12 protein-coding genes, 1 pseudogene and 1 other annotated feature are annotated in these 15,758 nt (G+C 50.2%); of the genes and pseudogenes, 5 read left to right on the top strand and 8 right to left on the bottom strand.

Annotated features, from left to right (window positions below; translation table 11 throughout):
* Window positions 1-15: 15 nt before the first annotated feature.
* A complete protein-coding gene (gene cysB / locus BIY29_RS04790) occupies window positions 16-990 on the bottom strand; it encodes an HTH-type transcriptional regulator CysB (protein WP_121574009.1) in 975 nt (324 codons plus the stop codon).
* Window positions 991-1,383: 393 nt separating this feature from the next.
* Complete coding sequence (gene topA, locus BIY29_RS04785) at window positions 1,384-3,981, bottom strand: type I DNA topoisomerase (RefSeq protein ID WP_121574008.1); 2,598 nt, start codon at window positions 3,979-3,981, stop codon at window positions 1,384-1,386.
* Between the two features lie 402 nt (window positions 3,982-4,383).
* Between topA and BIY29_RS04780 the strand changes: the two genes are divergently transcribed.
* A complete protein-coding gene (locus tag BIY29_RS04780) occupies window positions 4,384-4,653 on the top strand; it encodes a YciN family protein (RefSeq protein WP_121574007.1) in 270 nt (89 codons plus the stop codon).
* Window positions 4,654-4,712: 59 nt separating this feature from the next.
* Here BIY29_RS04780 and sohB read toward each other — a convergent pair whose 3' ends face one another.
* Window positions 4,713-5,759 carry a protease SohB gene (sohB, locus tag BIY29_RS04775; RefSeq protein WP_121574045.1) on the bottom strand — a complete coding sequence of 349 codons (1,047 nt, stop codon included), beginning with the start codon at window positions 5,757-5,759 and terminating at the stop codon, window positions 4,713-4,715.
* Window positions 5,760-6,068: 309 nt separating this feature from the next.
* Here sohB and BIY29_RS04770 point away from each other — a divergent pair, with 309 nt between their 5' ends.
* Window positions 6,069-6,830 carry a YciK family oxidoreductase gene (locus BIY29_RS04770; RefSeq protein WP_121574006.1) on the top strand — a complete coding sequence of 254 codons (762 nt, stop codon included), beginning with the start codon at window positions 6,069-6,071 and terminating at the stop codon, window positions 6,828-6,830.
* A gap of 16 nt (window positions 6,831-6,846) precedes the next feature.
* Window positions 6,847-7,437 (top strand): cob(I)yrinic acid a,c-diamide adenosyltransferase, encoded by a 591-nt coding sequence (cobO, locus tag BIY29_RS04765; RefSeq protein WP_121574005.1) that lies wholly within the window; start codon window positions 6,847-6,849, stop codon window positions 7,435-7,437.
* Window positions 7,438-7,510: 73 nt separating this feature from the next.
* Here cobO and BIY29_RS04760 read toward each other — a convergent pair whose 3' ends face one another.
* The 5 genes from BIY29_RS04760 to rnm form a co-directional block, all read right to left on the bottom strand.
* Entirely contained in the window at window positions 7,511-8,350 is an 840-nt protein-coding gene (locus BIY29_RS04760) for a glycosyltransferase family 9 protein (RefSeq protein WP_147437138.1), read from the bottom strand.
* A 191-nt stretch (window positions 8,351-8,541) separates the two neighbouring features.
* Window positions 8,542-9,003, bottom strand: a complete 462-nt coding sequence (locus BIY29_RS04755) for a LacI family DNA-binding transcriptional regulator (RefSeq protein ID WP_170158884.1) — start codon at window positions 9,001-9,003, stop codon at window positions 8,542-8,544.
* A gap of 404 nt (window positions 9,004-9,407) precedes the next feature.
* A complete protein-coding gene (gene rluB, locus BIY29_RS04750) occupies window positions 9,408-10,286 on the bottom strand; it encodes a 23S rRNA pseudouridine(2605) synthase RluB (protein WP_121574002.1) in 879 nt (292 codons plus the stop codon).
* Between the two features lie 230 nt (window positions 10,287-10,516).
* The gene (locus BIY29_RS04745; RefSeq protein WP_121574001.1) at window positions 10,517-11,137 is read right to left on the bottom strand and encodes an L-threonylcarbamoyladenylate synthase; all 621 of its coding nucleotides are present in this window, start codon (window positions 11,135-11,137) and stop codon (window positions 10,517-10,519) included.
* A gap of 139 nt (window positions 11,138-11,276) precedes the next feature.
* Window positions 11,277-12,149, bottom strand: coding sequence for an RNase RNM (rnm, locus tag BIY29_RS04740; RefSeq protein WP_121574000.1), 873 nt, complete (start codon window positions 12,147-12,149; stop codon window positions 11,277-11,279).
* Window positions 12,150-12,395: 246 nt separating this feature from the next.
* Window positions 12,396-12,500, top strand: a sequence feature (Trp leader region).
* Between the two features lie 98 nt (window positions 12,501-12,598).
* Here rnm and BIY29_RS04735 point away from each other — a divergent pair.
* Window positions 12,599-14,161: an anthranilate synthase component 1 gene (locus BIY29_RS04735; protein WP_121573999.1), complete on the top strand. Its 1,563-nt coding sequence runs from the start codon at window positions 12,599-12,601 to the stop codon at window positions 14,159-14,161.
* Window positions 14,161-15,752: pseudogene (gene trpD, locus BIY29_RS20510) on the top strand (bifunctional anthranilate synthase glutamate amidotransferase component TrpG/anthranilate phosphoribosyltransferase TrpD). The gene BIY29_RS04735 and the pseudogene trpD overlap by 1 nt, the downstream one beginning before the upstream one ends.
* The last annotated feature ends 6 nt before the right edge of the window (window positions 15,753-15,758 follow it).

Raw genomic sequence — 15,758 nt, 5'->3', positions numbered from 1 at the left:
GGGTGTTTTGCCAGTCTATTTTACCGGTAACGCAATGTCTTTAAACATAGCTTCAATTTCGTCATTGGAACGCAGAGCAACTGCGGTATCCACCACATCACGCGTCAGATGCGGCGCAAAACGTTGAATGAAGTCATACATATAACTTCTCAGAAACGTGCTGCGGCGGAAACCAATTTTGGTGGTGCTGTAGCTGAAAATGCCGTTCGCATTGATCGTCACCAGATCCGTTTCTGTCTGCGGATCAACGGCCATATTGGCAATCACCCCCACGCCCAGTCCCAACCTGACATACGTTTTAATCACATCGGCATCCGTTGCGGTAAACACAATGCGGGGAGTCAGCCCTGCGCGGTTAAAGGCGGTATCTAACTCAGAGCGCCCGGTAAATCCAAAGGTATATGTCACTATCGGATACGCGGCCAGCTCTTCAATGGTGATATCCGTTTTCGACGCCAGCGGGTGATCGGGTTTAACCACCACGGCACGATTCCAGTGGTAACACGGCAGCATGATTAAATCATCATAAAGGTGCAGGGCTTCGGTAGCGATGGCAAAATCAGCCGATCCTTTGGCCACGGCTTCAGCAATCTGCGTTGGCGATCCCTGATGCATATGCAGCGATACCCGTGGATAACGCTCGATGAATCCTTTGATAACATGGGGCAATGCGTAGCGAGCCTGAGTATGGGTGGTGGCGACATACAGTGAGCCTTTGTCCGGGTAGGTATGCTCCCCGGCGACAGCTTTGATGGCATCAACTTTTGAAAGGACTTCACGCGCAATACGAATGACTTCCTGCCCGGCAGGCGTCACCTGTGTCAGATGCTTTCCGCTACGGGCAAAAATCTGAATGCCCAGTTCATCTTCCAACATTCTGACCTGTTTACTGATCCCAGGTTGAGAGGTATACAACCCTTCTGCTGTAGAAGACACATTCAGGTTGTGATTAACAACTTCAACAATATAACGAAGCTGTTGCAGTTTCATAATTTATCCCATTATTAATTGAATTATGCGCACGGTATCCAAGATTCTGACGATGTTCCATTTTCCGCTAAACGTTTTTTGCACCGTAGTCGTCTGGTGCATATTTTCATCAATTAATGTCATTAAATCATAAAAATAGTTTTTATATAACCATGATCGAATAGTGCACAGAAATAAACGGAGTGATCAGGAAAAATCATCATCTACCGGAAAATGGCCAACCTATACCTGATGCCTTTCAACGTCCGAAAGCCAACGCCATCGGATCCTGCTAGATGCAGGGTATATCAATGGATAATTATTCTCATGGGAAAGTCACTATCACCTTACCCAGATCAAAAAAGCCAGCCTGAAAAGGCTGGCTCAGTACAGAATAAGCGGCATGAAAAGTAGTTATTTCTTTCCTTCCACCCATTTGCCATCAACATAGAACGCTGACCATCCGGTCGCCTTGCCGTCTTTCTCTGAAGAGACATATTGCTGTTTCGTCTTGCGGCTAAAGCGCACCATCGTCTTGTTGCCCTCTTTATCAACCACCGGTGCATCAGCCAGATAACGCAGTTTCTCCGGCAGACGATCTTTAAACCGAAGCAGTTCTTCTACCAGCGGTGCGCGTGTCTCGCGGGATTTCGGGAACGTATTAGCCGCCAGAAAAACGCCTGCCGCCCCGTCACGCAACACAAAATACGCATCGGACTTCTCACACGGAAGCTCAGGCAAGGGAACTGGATCTTCCTTGGGTGGCGCAACCTCGCCATTGCGCAGAATTTTACGCGTATTGCCGCAGGTATCGTTGGTACAGGCCATATATTTACCAAACCGGCCCATCTTCATATGCATTTCCGAACCGCATTTTTCGCATTCAACGATGGGACCATCATAGCCTTTAATGCGGAACTCACCGGCTTCAATCTCATAACCGTCGCAGGCCGGGTTGTTGCCACAGACGTGCAGTTTACGTTGATTATCAATCAGGTAGCTGTCCATTGCCGTACCGCATTTTGAACAGCGACGGCGAGCGCGCAGCGCATTGGTTTCCGCCTCATCCCCTTCCAGTACGTTAAGCACTTCTGTTTCAGGAATCAAATTGATGGTGGTTTTGCAACGCTCTTTCGGTGGCAGTGCGTAACCGGAACATCCGAGGAATACGCCGGTACTGGCGGTGCGGATGCCCATTTTGCGCCCGCAGGCCGGGCAGTCGATACTGGTCAGAACCATTTGGTTGGGCCGCATACCGCCTTCTTCAGGATCTTGCTCTGCGGTTTCCAGTTGCTGACTGAATTCGGCAAAGAACTCATCCAGCACCGCTTTCCACTGAGCCTGATTATTCGCCACCTGATCCAGACTGCTCTCCATGCGTGCGGTGAAATCATAGCTCATCAGTTCACGGAAGTTTTCTTCCAGACGATCAGTCACAATCTCGCCCATTTTCTCCGCATAAAAGCGGCGGTTTTCTACCCGAACATACCCGCGATCCTGAATGGTCGAAATAATCGAGGCATAAGTGGAAGGACGGCCAATACCCCGCTTTTCCAGCTCTTTCACCAACGACGCATCACTGTAGCGTGCGGGCGGCTTGGTAAAATGCTGCCCCGGCAGCAACTTCTGTAGTGCCAGTTGTTCACCTACGGCTACAGTCGGCAGTGTGCGATCTTCATCATTTTTGCGCAGCGCTGGCATGACTTTCGTCCAGCCGTCAAAACGCAAGGTACGCCCTTTGGCGCGCAGTTGATAACCAACCGCTTCAACAATCAGCGTAGTGGAGTCGTATTTCGCCGGCGTCATCTGGCAGGCCACGAACTGCCGCCAAATCAGTTGATACAGCTTCTGCGCATCCGCTTCCATATCTTTAAGATGATCCGCGAGCACTTTCACATCGGAAGGCCGAATCGCTTCATGCGCTTCCTGAGAATTTTCTTTACTGCTGTAGTGATTCGCGGCCTCAGGCAGATAGCGTTTACCAAATTCATCGCCGATATAACCACGAACCATAGTCAACGCATCCTGACTCAGATTGGTTGAATCGGTACGCATATAGGTAATATGGCCCGCTTCGTATAACCGCTGTGCCATCATCATGGTTTTTTTAACGCCGAAGCCTAAACGGGTACTGGCGGCCTGTTGCAGCGTGGAGGTAATAAACGGCGCTCCCGGCTTGCTGCTGGTGGGTTTATCTTCCCGCTCCGCTACGACATATTTAGCCTTTTCCAACAGGCTGACGGCTGCCTGTGTCTGGGCTTTATTGACCGGCTTAAACGGTTTTCCGTTATAGTGAGTGACCTGCATTTGCAACTGCGTATCACTGCCAGCCAGTAAATCCGCATGGAGTTCCCAGTACTCTTCCGGCACAAAGGCTTTTATTTCACGCTCGCGATCAACAACCAGGCGCACAGCGACTGATTGCACCCGTCCGGCGGATAGCCCACGGGCAATCTTTTTCCACAGAAGTGGCGAAACCATGTAGCCGACAACCCGATCCATAAAGCGGCGGGCCTGTTGGGCATTAACGCGATCGATATTTAGCTTGTCAGGATTCTCAAACGCCTGCCGGATGGCATTCTTGGTGATTTCGTTAAACACAACGCGGCTGAACCGATTATCGTCGCCACCGATGATTTCCCGCAGGTGCCAGGCAATGGCCTCCCCTTCGCGGTCAAGGTCGGTTGCAAGATAGATGTGATCGGCATTTTCCGCCAGCGTCTTCAGTTCGGAAACGACTTTTTCCTTACCCGGCAAAATTTCATAATTGGCCTTCCACCCGTGATAGGGATCGACACCCATACGGTTCACCAGCGCGGATTTCTCATCCTTTTTGACTGCTTTTTTCGTTTTGTCTTTGGCTGAGTCCCCGCCCTTTTTACTGGCTGATCCACTGGTCGGCAGATCGCGCACATGACCGACGCTGGATTTAACCACGTAGTCATTGCCTAAATACTTATTGATCGTTTTGGCTTTTGCCGGGGACTCAACTATAACGAGAGCTTTACCCATATGTACTATTACCTGCTGAATTCTTCTGAAAATCAGATATCTTCTGGGGGCACCCACCGTAAGGAAACAAAAGCGGATACTCGATTAATTGTGGATCACGGCGTCGTTCACGTGTCTATTATGAGTGAGCATTGCCGCTCAAAAGATCGTCCGTAACCCTCATGTTCTGTCTGTGACCGTGCAAAATCCCACACTCTACCTGATAAATGACGTCACGCAACTTAATTAGCATGGAAAAACCGTTTTATCCACCAGACGATGAACTCAATATCGGCAGGCAAGTGATTAAAACTTAGTACATTTGCGATAGAATGCGCCAGAGAAGTACAATCGCGCACAATGCCTGAGCCGTTATAATGCGCTATTGCCCCGAACAGGTTTGATTGCAGGAGTAAGTAATAAATGTCCAATGAAATTCAGATTATTGCAGAAAAATCCCCCATTGACCGCCGGACTTTGTTGGCCGAAGCCAACACCATTATCAAGAATCACGACGATTATTTACACGGCATGGTGGCTGAGGATGTTGAGCAGAAAAATGACGTGCTGGTATTCCGCGGCGAGTTTTTTCTCGATCAAAACGGCTTACCTACATTAAAAACCACCGCCGTGTTTAACATGTTCAAGCACCTGGCGCATGTGCTGTCGGAAAAATATTATCTGATCGATTAAACGGACATCGCCCACGACAATCGCGGGCGATAGGTATGTTCTTCAGCCACTTATCTTCATTACATTAGCGGCTTATTCCCACGCTGCCACCAGCGCAGCATCAGCCGTTCAAGGGTGTCGCCTGCACTGCCGGTCAGCCTGTCCAACAGGCGTTTACGGCGCGTGTAGCGTACGTTGAGCACTTCGTGATTGGTCATCTCTGCAATCAGCAGTTCGTCACTGGTTCCAATCGCATCAATCAGTCCCAGATCTTTGGCCTGAGTACCAAACCAATGCTCACCGGTTGCCACTGAATCAATATCCAGCGATGGACGCATCTGTTGAATAAATTGCTTAAACAGGTCGTGCGTGACGTTTAATTCTTCGCGGAATTTCTCCCTTCCCTGTTCGGTATTTTCACCAAACAGCGTCAAGGTGCGTTTAAACTCACCCGCAGTGTGCAGCTCAACATCAATATCTTTGCTTTTCAGCAAACGGTTGAAATTGGGGATCTGTGCCACCACGCCAATTGATCCCACAATGGCAAACGGTGCGGCGACAATACGATCCGCGACACAGGCCATCATGTACCCGCCACTGGCCGCCACTTTATCAACCGCTACCGTCAGGCGGACGCCGCCCTTACGCAGCCTTTGCAATTGAGAAGCGGCAAGGCCGTAGCCATGAACCACTCCTCCAGGGCTTTCCAATCGCAGCAGCACTTCGTCCTGTGGTTTGGCAACCGCAAGCACCGCCGAAATCTCTTCACGCAGGGAACGCACTTCACCGGCATCTATGCTGCCATTGAAATCCAGCACATACAGACAGGGTTTTGGAATATTTTTCTCACCACGTTTAACACGCTGTTTTTCTTGTTTAGCTAGTGCTTTTTCTTTCTTTTTTTCTTCCCTGGATAACCGTTTACGCTCAACATCACTCATGTACGCCATCTGCATGTCCCGCTGCATATTGCGGTACTGCTCGCTCAGATTAACCACCTGCAATTCACCTTTGCGCTGACGTTTACGTTGTGTGATGCCGACGACTAAAATCACCAGCGCACCAATAGACACGACGATGGTGAGCGCTTTAGCCAGGAATAAACCATACTGAGAAAGTAATTCCACAAATACCGCCCTCATTAACTGAGTATTAAATATCATATTGATGATGCCAGCCCACGGCCTGGTCAGCATCGTACGAGAAACCTTTAACCTAACTTATCAAACAGGATCTGGCGATGTTATTCACTCCGTTTCTGTTCTTTCCGCTGCTTTTTACCGCACCTGTGGCAAGAAATGGTGGCAGTCTCATTGAAAACGCCGCTTATTTAGGGCATAAATCCGTCATCTTCTGTCTTTTCAGCCAGATAACTTGATAACGATACCATCTCGTCTTACTTCAGGTATCCGGTATGTCTGTAAGAGGAATTTCCCGTGTACTACCAGCCTCAAAACGATCTGCTCCAGCAACGAATTATTCTGGTTACCGGCGCCGGAGACGGTATTGGTCGTGAAGCTGCACTCACCTATGCCCGCTACGGCGCCCATCTTATCTTACTGGGCCGCACCGAAAGTAAACTTCAAACGGTGAAACAGCAGATTCATGATGAAGGTGGGGCCGAAGCACATTTTATCGTCTGCGATTTGTCAACAGCCGATTCAGTCCGGTTTTTTCAGATAGCCAATCAATTGACGCAAATCGTTCCCCACCTCGACGGGGTTCTGCACAATGCCGGGCTACTGGGCGATATCGCCCCTATGGCGCAGCAATCGGTAAAAACCTGGGAAGAGGTCATGCAGGTGAATGTCAACGCAACATTTATGCTGACACAGGCGCTGTTGCCCCTGTTGCTGAAATCCCCTTGTGCGTCACTGGTTTTTACCAGTTCCAGTGTCGGTCGTCAGGGCCGCGCCAACTGGGGCGCCTACGCGGTGTCAAAGTTTGCGACCGAAGGCATGATGCAGGTTCTGGCGGTAGAGTACCGCCAGCAAAACCTGAGAGTAAACTGCATCAATCCCGGCGGAACGAGAACCGCCATGCGTGCCTCAGCGTTTCCCGATGAAAATACTGAAAAATTGAAGACACCCGCGGATATTATGCCGCTGTATCTCTACCTGATGGGTGATGATAGCCGTCGAAAAACGGGCATGAGTTTTGATGCGCAACCCGGTAGAAAAGCTGGCCCAGCCGAATAGTCACAAGAGAGCACATATGAACGATGAACGCCACCAACAACGTCAGCAACGTATTAAAGAAAGGGTCGATGCCCGTGTTGCCGCCGCGAGCGAACTACGCGGCATCCTGATGATTTTTACCGGAAATGGCAAAGGTAAAACCACTGCGGCTTTCGGTACGGTAACCCGAGCCGTGGGCCATGATTTACGGGCTGGCGTCATCCAGTTCATTAAAGGCGAGTGGCCAAACGGTGAGAAAAACCTGTTGCAAAAACACGGCGTGGAGTTTCAGGTTATGGCTACCGGTTTCACCTGGGAAACGCAGAATCGTCAGACCGACACCGACGCCGCGCAAAAAGTTTGGCAGCACGGCAGACGTATGCTGGCTGATCCCCAGTTGGATCTAGTGGTGCTTGATGAGCTGACGTATATGATCAGCTACGGCTACCTTGAGCTGGAGGAAATATTGACCGCATTACGCGATCGCCCAGCCGGACAGACGGTAATCATCACCGGTCGGGGCTGTCACCGTGATTTACTGGAGATGGCGGATACCGTAACCGAAATGCGCCCGGTAAAACATGCCTTTGAGGCTGGCATCAAGGCGCAGCAGGGTATCGACTGGTAATGTGTGGCAAATCCATCAAGAAATTGTGGCTTTTGAACTCTGACGCAACCCCATTTCGCTTGGCAGAGCGCAGTCACGTCAACGAATTTATATGACGGGAAACTTCTGCCACCGATAATGTATCCATACACAAATGAGTTGAGTGGATGCAGTTCTTGCTGCGAAATAAAGCATCATGCGCTCTATTGCTTCCTCTATAGTACCCATGCATACCACAAGGTTGAGCAACACATTTCGATTTATTATACAGCACGACTTGTCCAGGGTACGTGACACACTCTTTTCTGGAGCTACCGAGTAATACTATCACATTCTTAGCGCCCACTGCGGCTGAACCATGAACCAAAAAACTATCCGGACATATTCCAGCAAAACTAAATTTCGTTATCGCAAGTGATTGCCTGAGCGAATATTTTGAATTGGATAAATCTAAAAAATCAAAATGATCGGAAAATATGGAATATAGCTCATGCCAACATTTATCACTCCAGTTTCTGTTTTCTGTCGTTGATTTTGTTTGTAGCCAAATTAATGGTTTCTTAAATCTGGATATCTCATTCCTGGCAAAAAATTCATCATCTTCAGTAAGAATGATATTGGGTTTAACAATTGATAAATCATGTTTTAGTTGATCCATCGCCATCTCAATCATATGGACATAACTCGGCCGATATGGCTGGCTATTATGTGGTCTTCTTGCCGTGTATGTACGCAAATCCACATGATAGGAATCCGCCTCAGTTATACTGGCATCCACAATTTCAATATTTTTAAAATTGCAGATGAGTGACGGAAATTTCGTAAACACATTGATGGTTTTGAATAATTCACTCTTAACGAGACTCAATATTACTGCGGTACTGGCGACTGTACATCCAAGAGAGTCCGGCAACCTGATATCCGATATCATCATTAACACCTCTACCCGTCATACTTCAAGCCGCATGTGTGTTGGCTGGTCAAATTCGTTCCTGACGAATTTGTCCTTCTTTTGCCGCGTTACGAGGCTCATGAATGCGCCTCGCCCGTAAAGGGCCAACGTTCTGCGTTGTTAAAAATAACAACGTTTTGTCCTGCAACTCGAATTATTCAGGGTGTTATAGTTTAAATAAAAATCCGTACAGCATAAAAATCATCAGGAGAGATTATTTTATATACGTCAATTTTTTCATCAGAAATTAAATCCAGAAAATCATCAGTTGGACTTATTTTGACGAAAAATATATTTCTTGGGCCTATCAAATGTATAAGATTGATCTTTTCAGCTTCCGGACTTTTCGGGGTAATGTATACAATATGATAAGGCATCCATTTATCCTGAAGGGATTCAATTAGTTTTTCCAATAGATCCTGATAAATAACATCTTCACTTTTGGGTAAGACTATTACGGTTTGATTTGATATGGAAGAAGCTAATAAGTGTGCATTCTTATTAGGTATATATCCTAACTCAGCGATAGTATTGCGAACTAACGTCCTCAATTTTTCTGATACCTGATGAGGCGCCCTAATCACTCTGGAGACCGTCATCATACCGACTCCGGCTTTATCCGCGACATCTTTCATTGTTACTTTCGCTGAATTCCTTCTACCCATACAATAATCTCGTTTATTACTGAAACATCCGTTTTCATGCTGCTTTGTCGTTGCTACTGTATCGAGAAAAGACCCTGTCTACGCGTTAAAACGTCCTGCCTTCCCGACAAGTGTGGCTCTTACCACGTAACGGCCTGACATTGCGTACAGAAGTCACCGCAATGAATAGTTAAACATTATTAATGAATTTATTCAAAAAAAGCGACATTTAATGTGATTTTAATCAAATTTATCAGCGGGAGAATAGATTTAGCGTGCAGGCGTATTAGCTTCGCGGAAACAAAATGCGCCCGCTAAAACATACTTTTGAAGCTGGTGGCAAGACTATGCAGGATAACACGACGGCAGTCTGCGCTGCCGGTCATGCTTTAAAATTAGCCGTTACGTTTCGGCTTGGGTGAGGTTCGCCGCGCTGGCGCGACCTGGCTGTGGCGTTTTACCGCACGGCGGATCTGGTTGGCTTTCACCCGGCGGCGCTCACGTTCAACGGGCAGCTTGGTGACGGTTTCCGGCGGCAACTGCACCCGTTCGCGCAGATAGTTGAGACTCTCCAGCGCCATTTCCGACCAGCCACCGCGCGGCAGACCTTTTGGCAACTGAATGTCACCGTAACGAACGCGGATCAGGCGGCTGACCTGAACGCCGACCGCTTCCCACAAACGACGCACCTCACGGTTACGGCCTTCGGTCAGCGTGACGTTATACCATTGGTTAAGCCCTTCACCACCTTGATAACGAATAGTGCGGAACGACGCAGGGCCATCTTCCAGTTGCACGCCTCTGCTCAACTGTTTGATCTTCTCGTCATTGATTTCACCAAATACCCGCACGGCATATTCACGCTCAATTTCGTGGCTGGGGTGCATCAGGCGGTTCGCCAGCTCTCCGTCAGTGGTGAACAGCAGCAACCCTGACGTATTCACGTCCAGGCGCCCCACCGCTACCCAGCGCGAACCCTGTATCTTGGGTAAGCGGTCAAAAACCGTCGGGCGTCCATCGGGATCGCTGCGCGTACACAACTCGCCTTCCGGCTTATAATAGATGAGAACGCGGCAAACGGTTTCTTCCGTTTCCTTGATGGAAACCACGTGGCCGTCAAGGCGGATTTTAGTGGCTTTAGTCACTTCGACCCGGTCACCCAGCGTAGCGATTTTACCGTCAACGCTGATTCGGCCTGCTTGAATCATACCTTCTATTTCACGGCGCGAACCATGACCTGCTCGCGCCAATACTTTCTGTAATTTTTCGCTCATCGAGCAACCTCTGCGTGCCGCCTTCCCAGGCGTCGTCTATAATTGTTTCATCAATAAGCTAGGCCGCATTCAACACTAACCAAATGATTTGTAAAATCTTTTTAGATATGGCATGTCAAGTTAACCGCCACGCCAGCTGCTTTGGGGTCAGACATAATACACGAATCCTAAGCCGAATGATGCTAAAACCTCTGAGCGAAAACCGGGGGAGATTAGCGGCGTCTAACGTACTACAGAAACGGTGTAATATCCCCTGTTCCTTCGCGGGCAATTCGGGGAGCTGATTCGGTCAAATCGATAACGGTGGTCGGCTGTTGTCCAAGAAAACCGCCATGAATCACCAGATCGACATGTTTCCCCAGCGTTTCCTGAATCTCTTCCGGATCGGACTCGGCAAAGTCATTGCCCGGCAGCATCAGCGTGGTCGACATCAATGGTTCATCTAATGCGGCCAATAAAGATAGCGCGATGGGGTTGGAGGGGACGCGTAAACCAATCGTTTTACGCTTTTCGTTCATCAAACGGCGCGGCACTTCTTTCGTTGCCTTAAGGATGAACGTGTAGTTACCCGGCGTGTTGTTTTTGATCAACCGAAACGCCGCGTTATCGACGTAGGCGTAGGTCGACAGTTCAGACAGATCGCGGCACATCAGGGTAAAATTATGGTTGTTGTCCAGATCGCGGATACGACAGATACGCTCCATGGCACTCTTGTCGCCCAACATACATCCCAGCGCGTAACCGGAATCGGTGGGATAAACAATTACCCCGCCTTTATGCAGAAAGTCCACTGATTGATTGATTAATCTTGGCTGCGGATTCTGTGGGTGAATATAAAAAAACTGACTCATGACACTACCTCATGCTTCTGCAATACGAAAGAACTCACAGCATCTCCCGCTTAACCGGCAACATGGTTCTTTCAATCAACATCGTTATTTTCGTTTGCGACAGGAGTATATGGCGTGCGTCATCGTCATACCCAATTCGCTATTCCGCCAACACGGTATGTTGCCACACTGGCTCCACCCCGGCAGGCAACCATAGCTTGCGACCCAGTTCAATCCAGGCACAAGGCTGGTGGAAATCCGACCCCTGCGACCCCAGCAAACAAAACTCACGGGCATAGCAGGCAAGCCGGGTACGCTCATCCGGCGCCTGTTGGCATTGCGCCACCTCCATAGCGTTGCCGCCGTTATCCGCAAAGGCGGTCAACAAACGTTTCAGCCATTTGGCGGTTAAATCATACCGCCCAGGATGCGCCAATACCGACACACCGCCAGATTGATGAATAGCATCAATCGCTTGCTCTATTGTACACCACTGTGGCGGAACGTATCCGGTTTTCCCTTTTGCCAGATATTTCTTGAACACCTGAGGGATATTCGGCGCGACGCCCTGCGACACCAGATAACGAGCGAAATGTCCTCGGGTAATCTGTCCACCCACTGCCAACGCGCTCGCGCCGGCCAACGCATCGGGAATGCGTGCTTTCGCCAGACGCAGCGCAATGTGCTCGGCCCTCTCCTGCCGTGACTGCGCCTGACGCTGTAACAGATCACACAAAGCCGGATGACTGACATCCATACCCAGACCTACAATGTGGATTTCATGGTTTTCCCACAGGGTGGAAATCTCCACGCCGGAGATCAGCCGCAGCGGTAACGCCTGGTCATCAATCGCCCGTTGTGCGTCGGCCAGCCCGCCGGTAGTATCGTGATCGGTGATCGACAGCACGCCGACCCGCATCGCCACCGCACGGTTCACCAGATCAACAGGTGTTAATACTCCATCGGAAGCGGTGGTATGACTATGCAAATCGTAAAGCGGAAAAGACGATAGCGGTTGCGATTTTTGTGGCACAACTATTTCCTATCACTGGCTGAGTTCACGTTTCGAATTGACTATGATGCCATTAACACAGCAGGAATAGTAATAATGAAGTTCCATGCCACCAAAGCTAACGCACACCTGACAAACATTTTCCGCCGACCAATAAAATAATGTTATTCCTGTTGTTGACTTTCGCTCACTGAACTAGTTTACTAGTACACGGATTTAGACCAAGATAACAAGGTAATGATAATGGCAACGCAAAATATGATGAAACTTGGTTGGTGGCGCTCTTCCCTTTCGCGGGTGGAGTAATCACGCATAGCTATTATCATTACATGCAGATATTCCCAGGCCCGCTTACCCAGCGGGCTTTTTTATGGCGAACAATTCCTGTCCGCCCTCTTCGGGCCGTCACTGTGTGACGTTGAAAAACACTAATGTGTTTTTTATGGGCAAACACAAAACAGGTAACAATGATGCAAACAATACGACCAAAACTGGAGCTTCTGCGTACCGAGGCCATCTATCGAAACGATCCCAGCGCTATATTTCACCAGCTTTGCGGCGCCAGACCCGCCACGTTGCTGCTGGAGTCGGCTGAAATTGACAGTAAACAAAATCTGAAAAGCCTGTTAATTGTCGACAGCGCACTGCGTATTACCGCGCTCGGTCAGCAAGTTTCTGTTCAGGCGCTGACGGCCAACGGCGCCGGTTTGCTGCCGTTGCTGGATGATGCGCTGCCATCCGGGGTGATTATTGAACCCCGCCCCAATGTCCGGGAACTGACGTTTCCTCCAGCCGATAACATGCAGGATGAAGACTCCCGTTTACGCTCGTTATCCGTATTTGATGCGCTTCGCAGCATCCTGACACTGGTTGCCTGCCCTGCGGATGAACGCGAAGCCATGTTTTTTGGCGGCCTGTTCGCTTATGATCTGGTCGCCGGTTTTGAAGCATTGCCCGCATTAAGCCAGCATCAACGCTGTCCGGATTTCTGCTTCTATCTGGCTGAAACGCTGCTGATACTCGATCATCAACAGCAGGTCACGGCTCTCCAGGCCAGCCTGTTTACACCGGACAGCTCGGAACGGCAACGTCTGCAACAACGGCTGACCCAGTTGGGGCAGCAACTGGAACAACCCGCGCCGCCACTGCCCCATCAGTCCATTGACAGCATGACGTTAAGCTGCAACCAGAGTGATGAAGCATTTGGTGAAGTGGTCAGCCAGATGCAGCAGGCTATCCGCATCGGTGAAATCTTTCAGGTTGTGCCATCACGCCGTTTTTCGTTGCCTTGCCCCTCGCCGCTGGCTGCCTATCAAACCCTGAAAGACAATAATCCCAGCCCGTATATGTTTTTTATGCAGGATCAGGATTTCACGCTGTTTGGCGCGTCACCGGAAAGTTCACTGAAATATGACGCCGACAGCCGCCAGATTGAAATTTATCCAATAGCTGGCACCCGACCTCGCGGACGCCATGCCGACGGCTCGCTGGATCGCGATCTCGATAGCCGTATTGAACTTGAAATGCGTACCGACCATAAAGAGATGGCCGAGCACCTGATGCTGGTCGATCTGGCACGTAACGATCTGGCGCGCATTTGTAAACCCGGCAGCCGTTATGTAGCCGATTTAACTCAGGTTGACCGTTACTCTTTCGTCATGCATCTGGTATCACGCGTGGTAGGCACCCTGCGTGAAGATTTAGACGTACTGCACGCTTATCGTGCCTGTATGAACATGGGGACGTTGAGCGGCGCGCCGAAAGTCCGGGCCATGCAATTGATAGCCGACAGTGAAAAAACCCGGCGCGGCAGCTATGGCGGTGCCGTGGGGTATTTCACCGCGCATGGCGATCTGGATACCTGCATCGTCATTCGCTCTGCCTATGTTGAAGAGGGTATCGCCACGGTTCAGGCGGGCGCGGGGATCGTTCTGGACTCCAACCCACAGTCGGAAGCCGATGAAACACTTAATAAAGCCAGGGCCGTTCTGCGGGCCATTGCCAGTGCGCACCACGCAAAGGAGTTATTCTGATGGCGGATATCTTACTGCTCGATAATATCGACTCATTTACTTACAACCTGGTGGATCAACTGCGCGCCAGTGGACATCAGGTGGTCATTTACCGCAACCATCTGCCTGGCGGCACCATTATTGAGCATTTAAAGAAAATGGAAAGGCCGGTACTGATGCTGTCGCCCGGCCCGGGAACCCCTGCCGCCGCCGGTTGTATGCCAGAGTTGCTACAACGCATGCGCGGTCAATTACCGATTATCGGCATCTGCCTGGGACATCAGGCGATTGTGGAAGCCTATGGCGGCCATGTTGGTCAGGCAGGCGAAATTCTGCATGGCAAAGCATCCATTATCGATCATGACGGCTTTGCGATGTTTGCAGGATTACCCAATCCATTGCCGGTCGCACGCTATCACTCGTTGGTCGGTAGCAATATTCCAGCGGCGCTGACCGTTAACGCCCATGTTAATGACATGGTGATGGCCGTCCGCCACGATGCCGATCGCGTATGTGGCTTTCAGTTTCATCCTGAATCCATTTTAACCACCCACGGCGCACGACTGCTCGAACAGACGCTGAACTGGGCGTTGGCTTAATAAAGGACATGATCATGCAAAACATTCTTGAAAAATTATATCAGGCTGAAACACTCAGTCGACAGGAAAGCCAGGCGCTGTTTGGGGCGATTGTTCGCGGCGAACTTGAAAACAGCCAATTGGCGGCAGCGTTGATCAGTATGAAAATTCGCGGTGAGCACCCGGATGAGATTGCTGGCGCAGCAACCGCTTTGCTGGCGGATGCCCAACCGTTTCCCCGTCCCGACTATCCGTTTGCCGATATCGTCGGCACTGGCGGCGACGGCATCAACAGTATCAACATTTCCACCGCCAGCGCGTTCGTGGCGGCCAGTTGCGGACTGAAGATCGCCAAACATGGCAACCGTAGCGTTTCGAGTCGCTCAGGCTCGTCCGATCTGCTGGCTGCGTTTGGTATCCGGCTTGATATGCCCGCCGAACAATCCCGGCAGGCGCTGGACGACCTGGGCGTGTGCTTTTTGTTCGCCCCGAACTATCACCCCGGCTTTCGTCATGCAGCACCAGTGCGCCAGCAATTGAAAACCCGTACTCTGTTTAACGTGTTGGGGCCGCTGGTTAACCCGGCCCGTCCTCCGCTGGCGCTGATTGGCGTCTATCACCCTGAACTGGTTCGCCCTATCGCCGAAACCTTACGGGTTCTGGGATATCAGCGAGCCGCAGTGGTGCACGGTGGCGGTATGGATGAAGTCGCCATCCATGCGCCGACTCAGGTTGCGGAGCTGAACAACGGCGATATTGAAACCTACCAACTGACGCACAAAGATTTCGGATTGGACAGCTTCCCGCTATCAGCATTACAGGGCGGAACGCCTGAAGAAAACCGTGACATTCTGGCTGCGCTGCTACAAGGTAAAGGCGAGCCAGCACATGATGCGGCCGTTGCCGCCAATGTTGCCCTGTTGCTAAAACTGTTCGGGCAGGAAGATTTACGCCAAAATGCGCAACAGGCGTTGGCAGTGATTCATAGCGGACAGGCCTACCAGCGACTCACCGCACTGGCCGCAAGAGGATAAAGCACT

This window comes from Brenneria alni, assembly GCF_003666245.1.
In the GTDB taxonomy this organism is placed as follows: Bacteria; Pseudomonadota; Gammaproteobacteria; order Enterobacterales; family Enterobacteriaceae; genus Brenneria; species Brenneria alni.
This window is presented reverse-complemented; position numbering and strand designations above follow the sequence as displayed.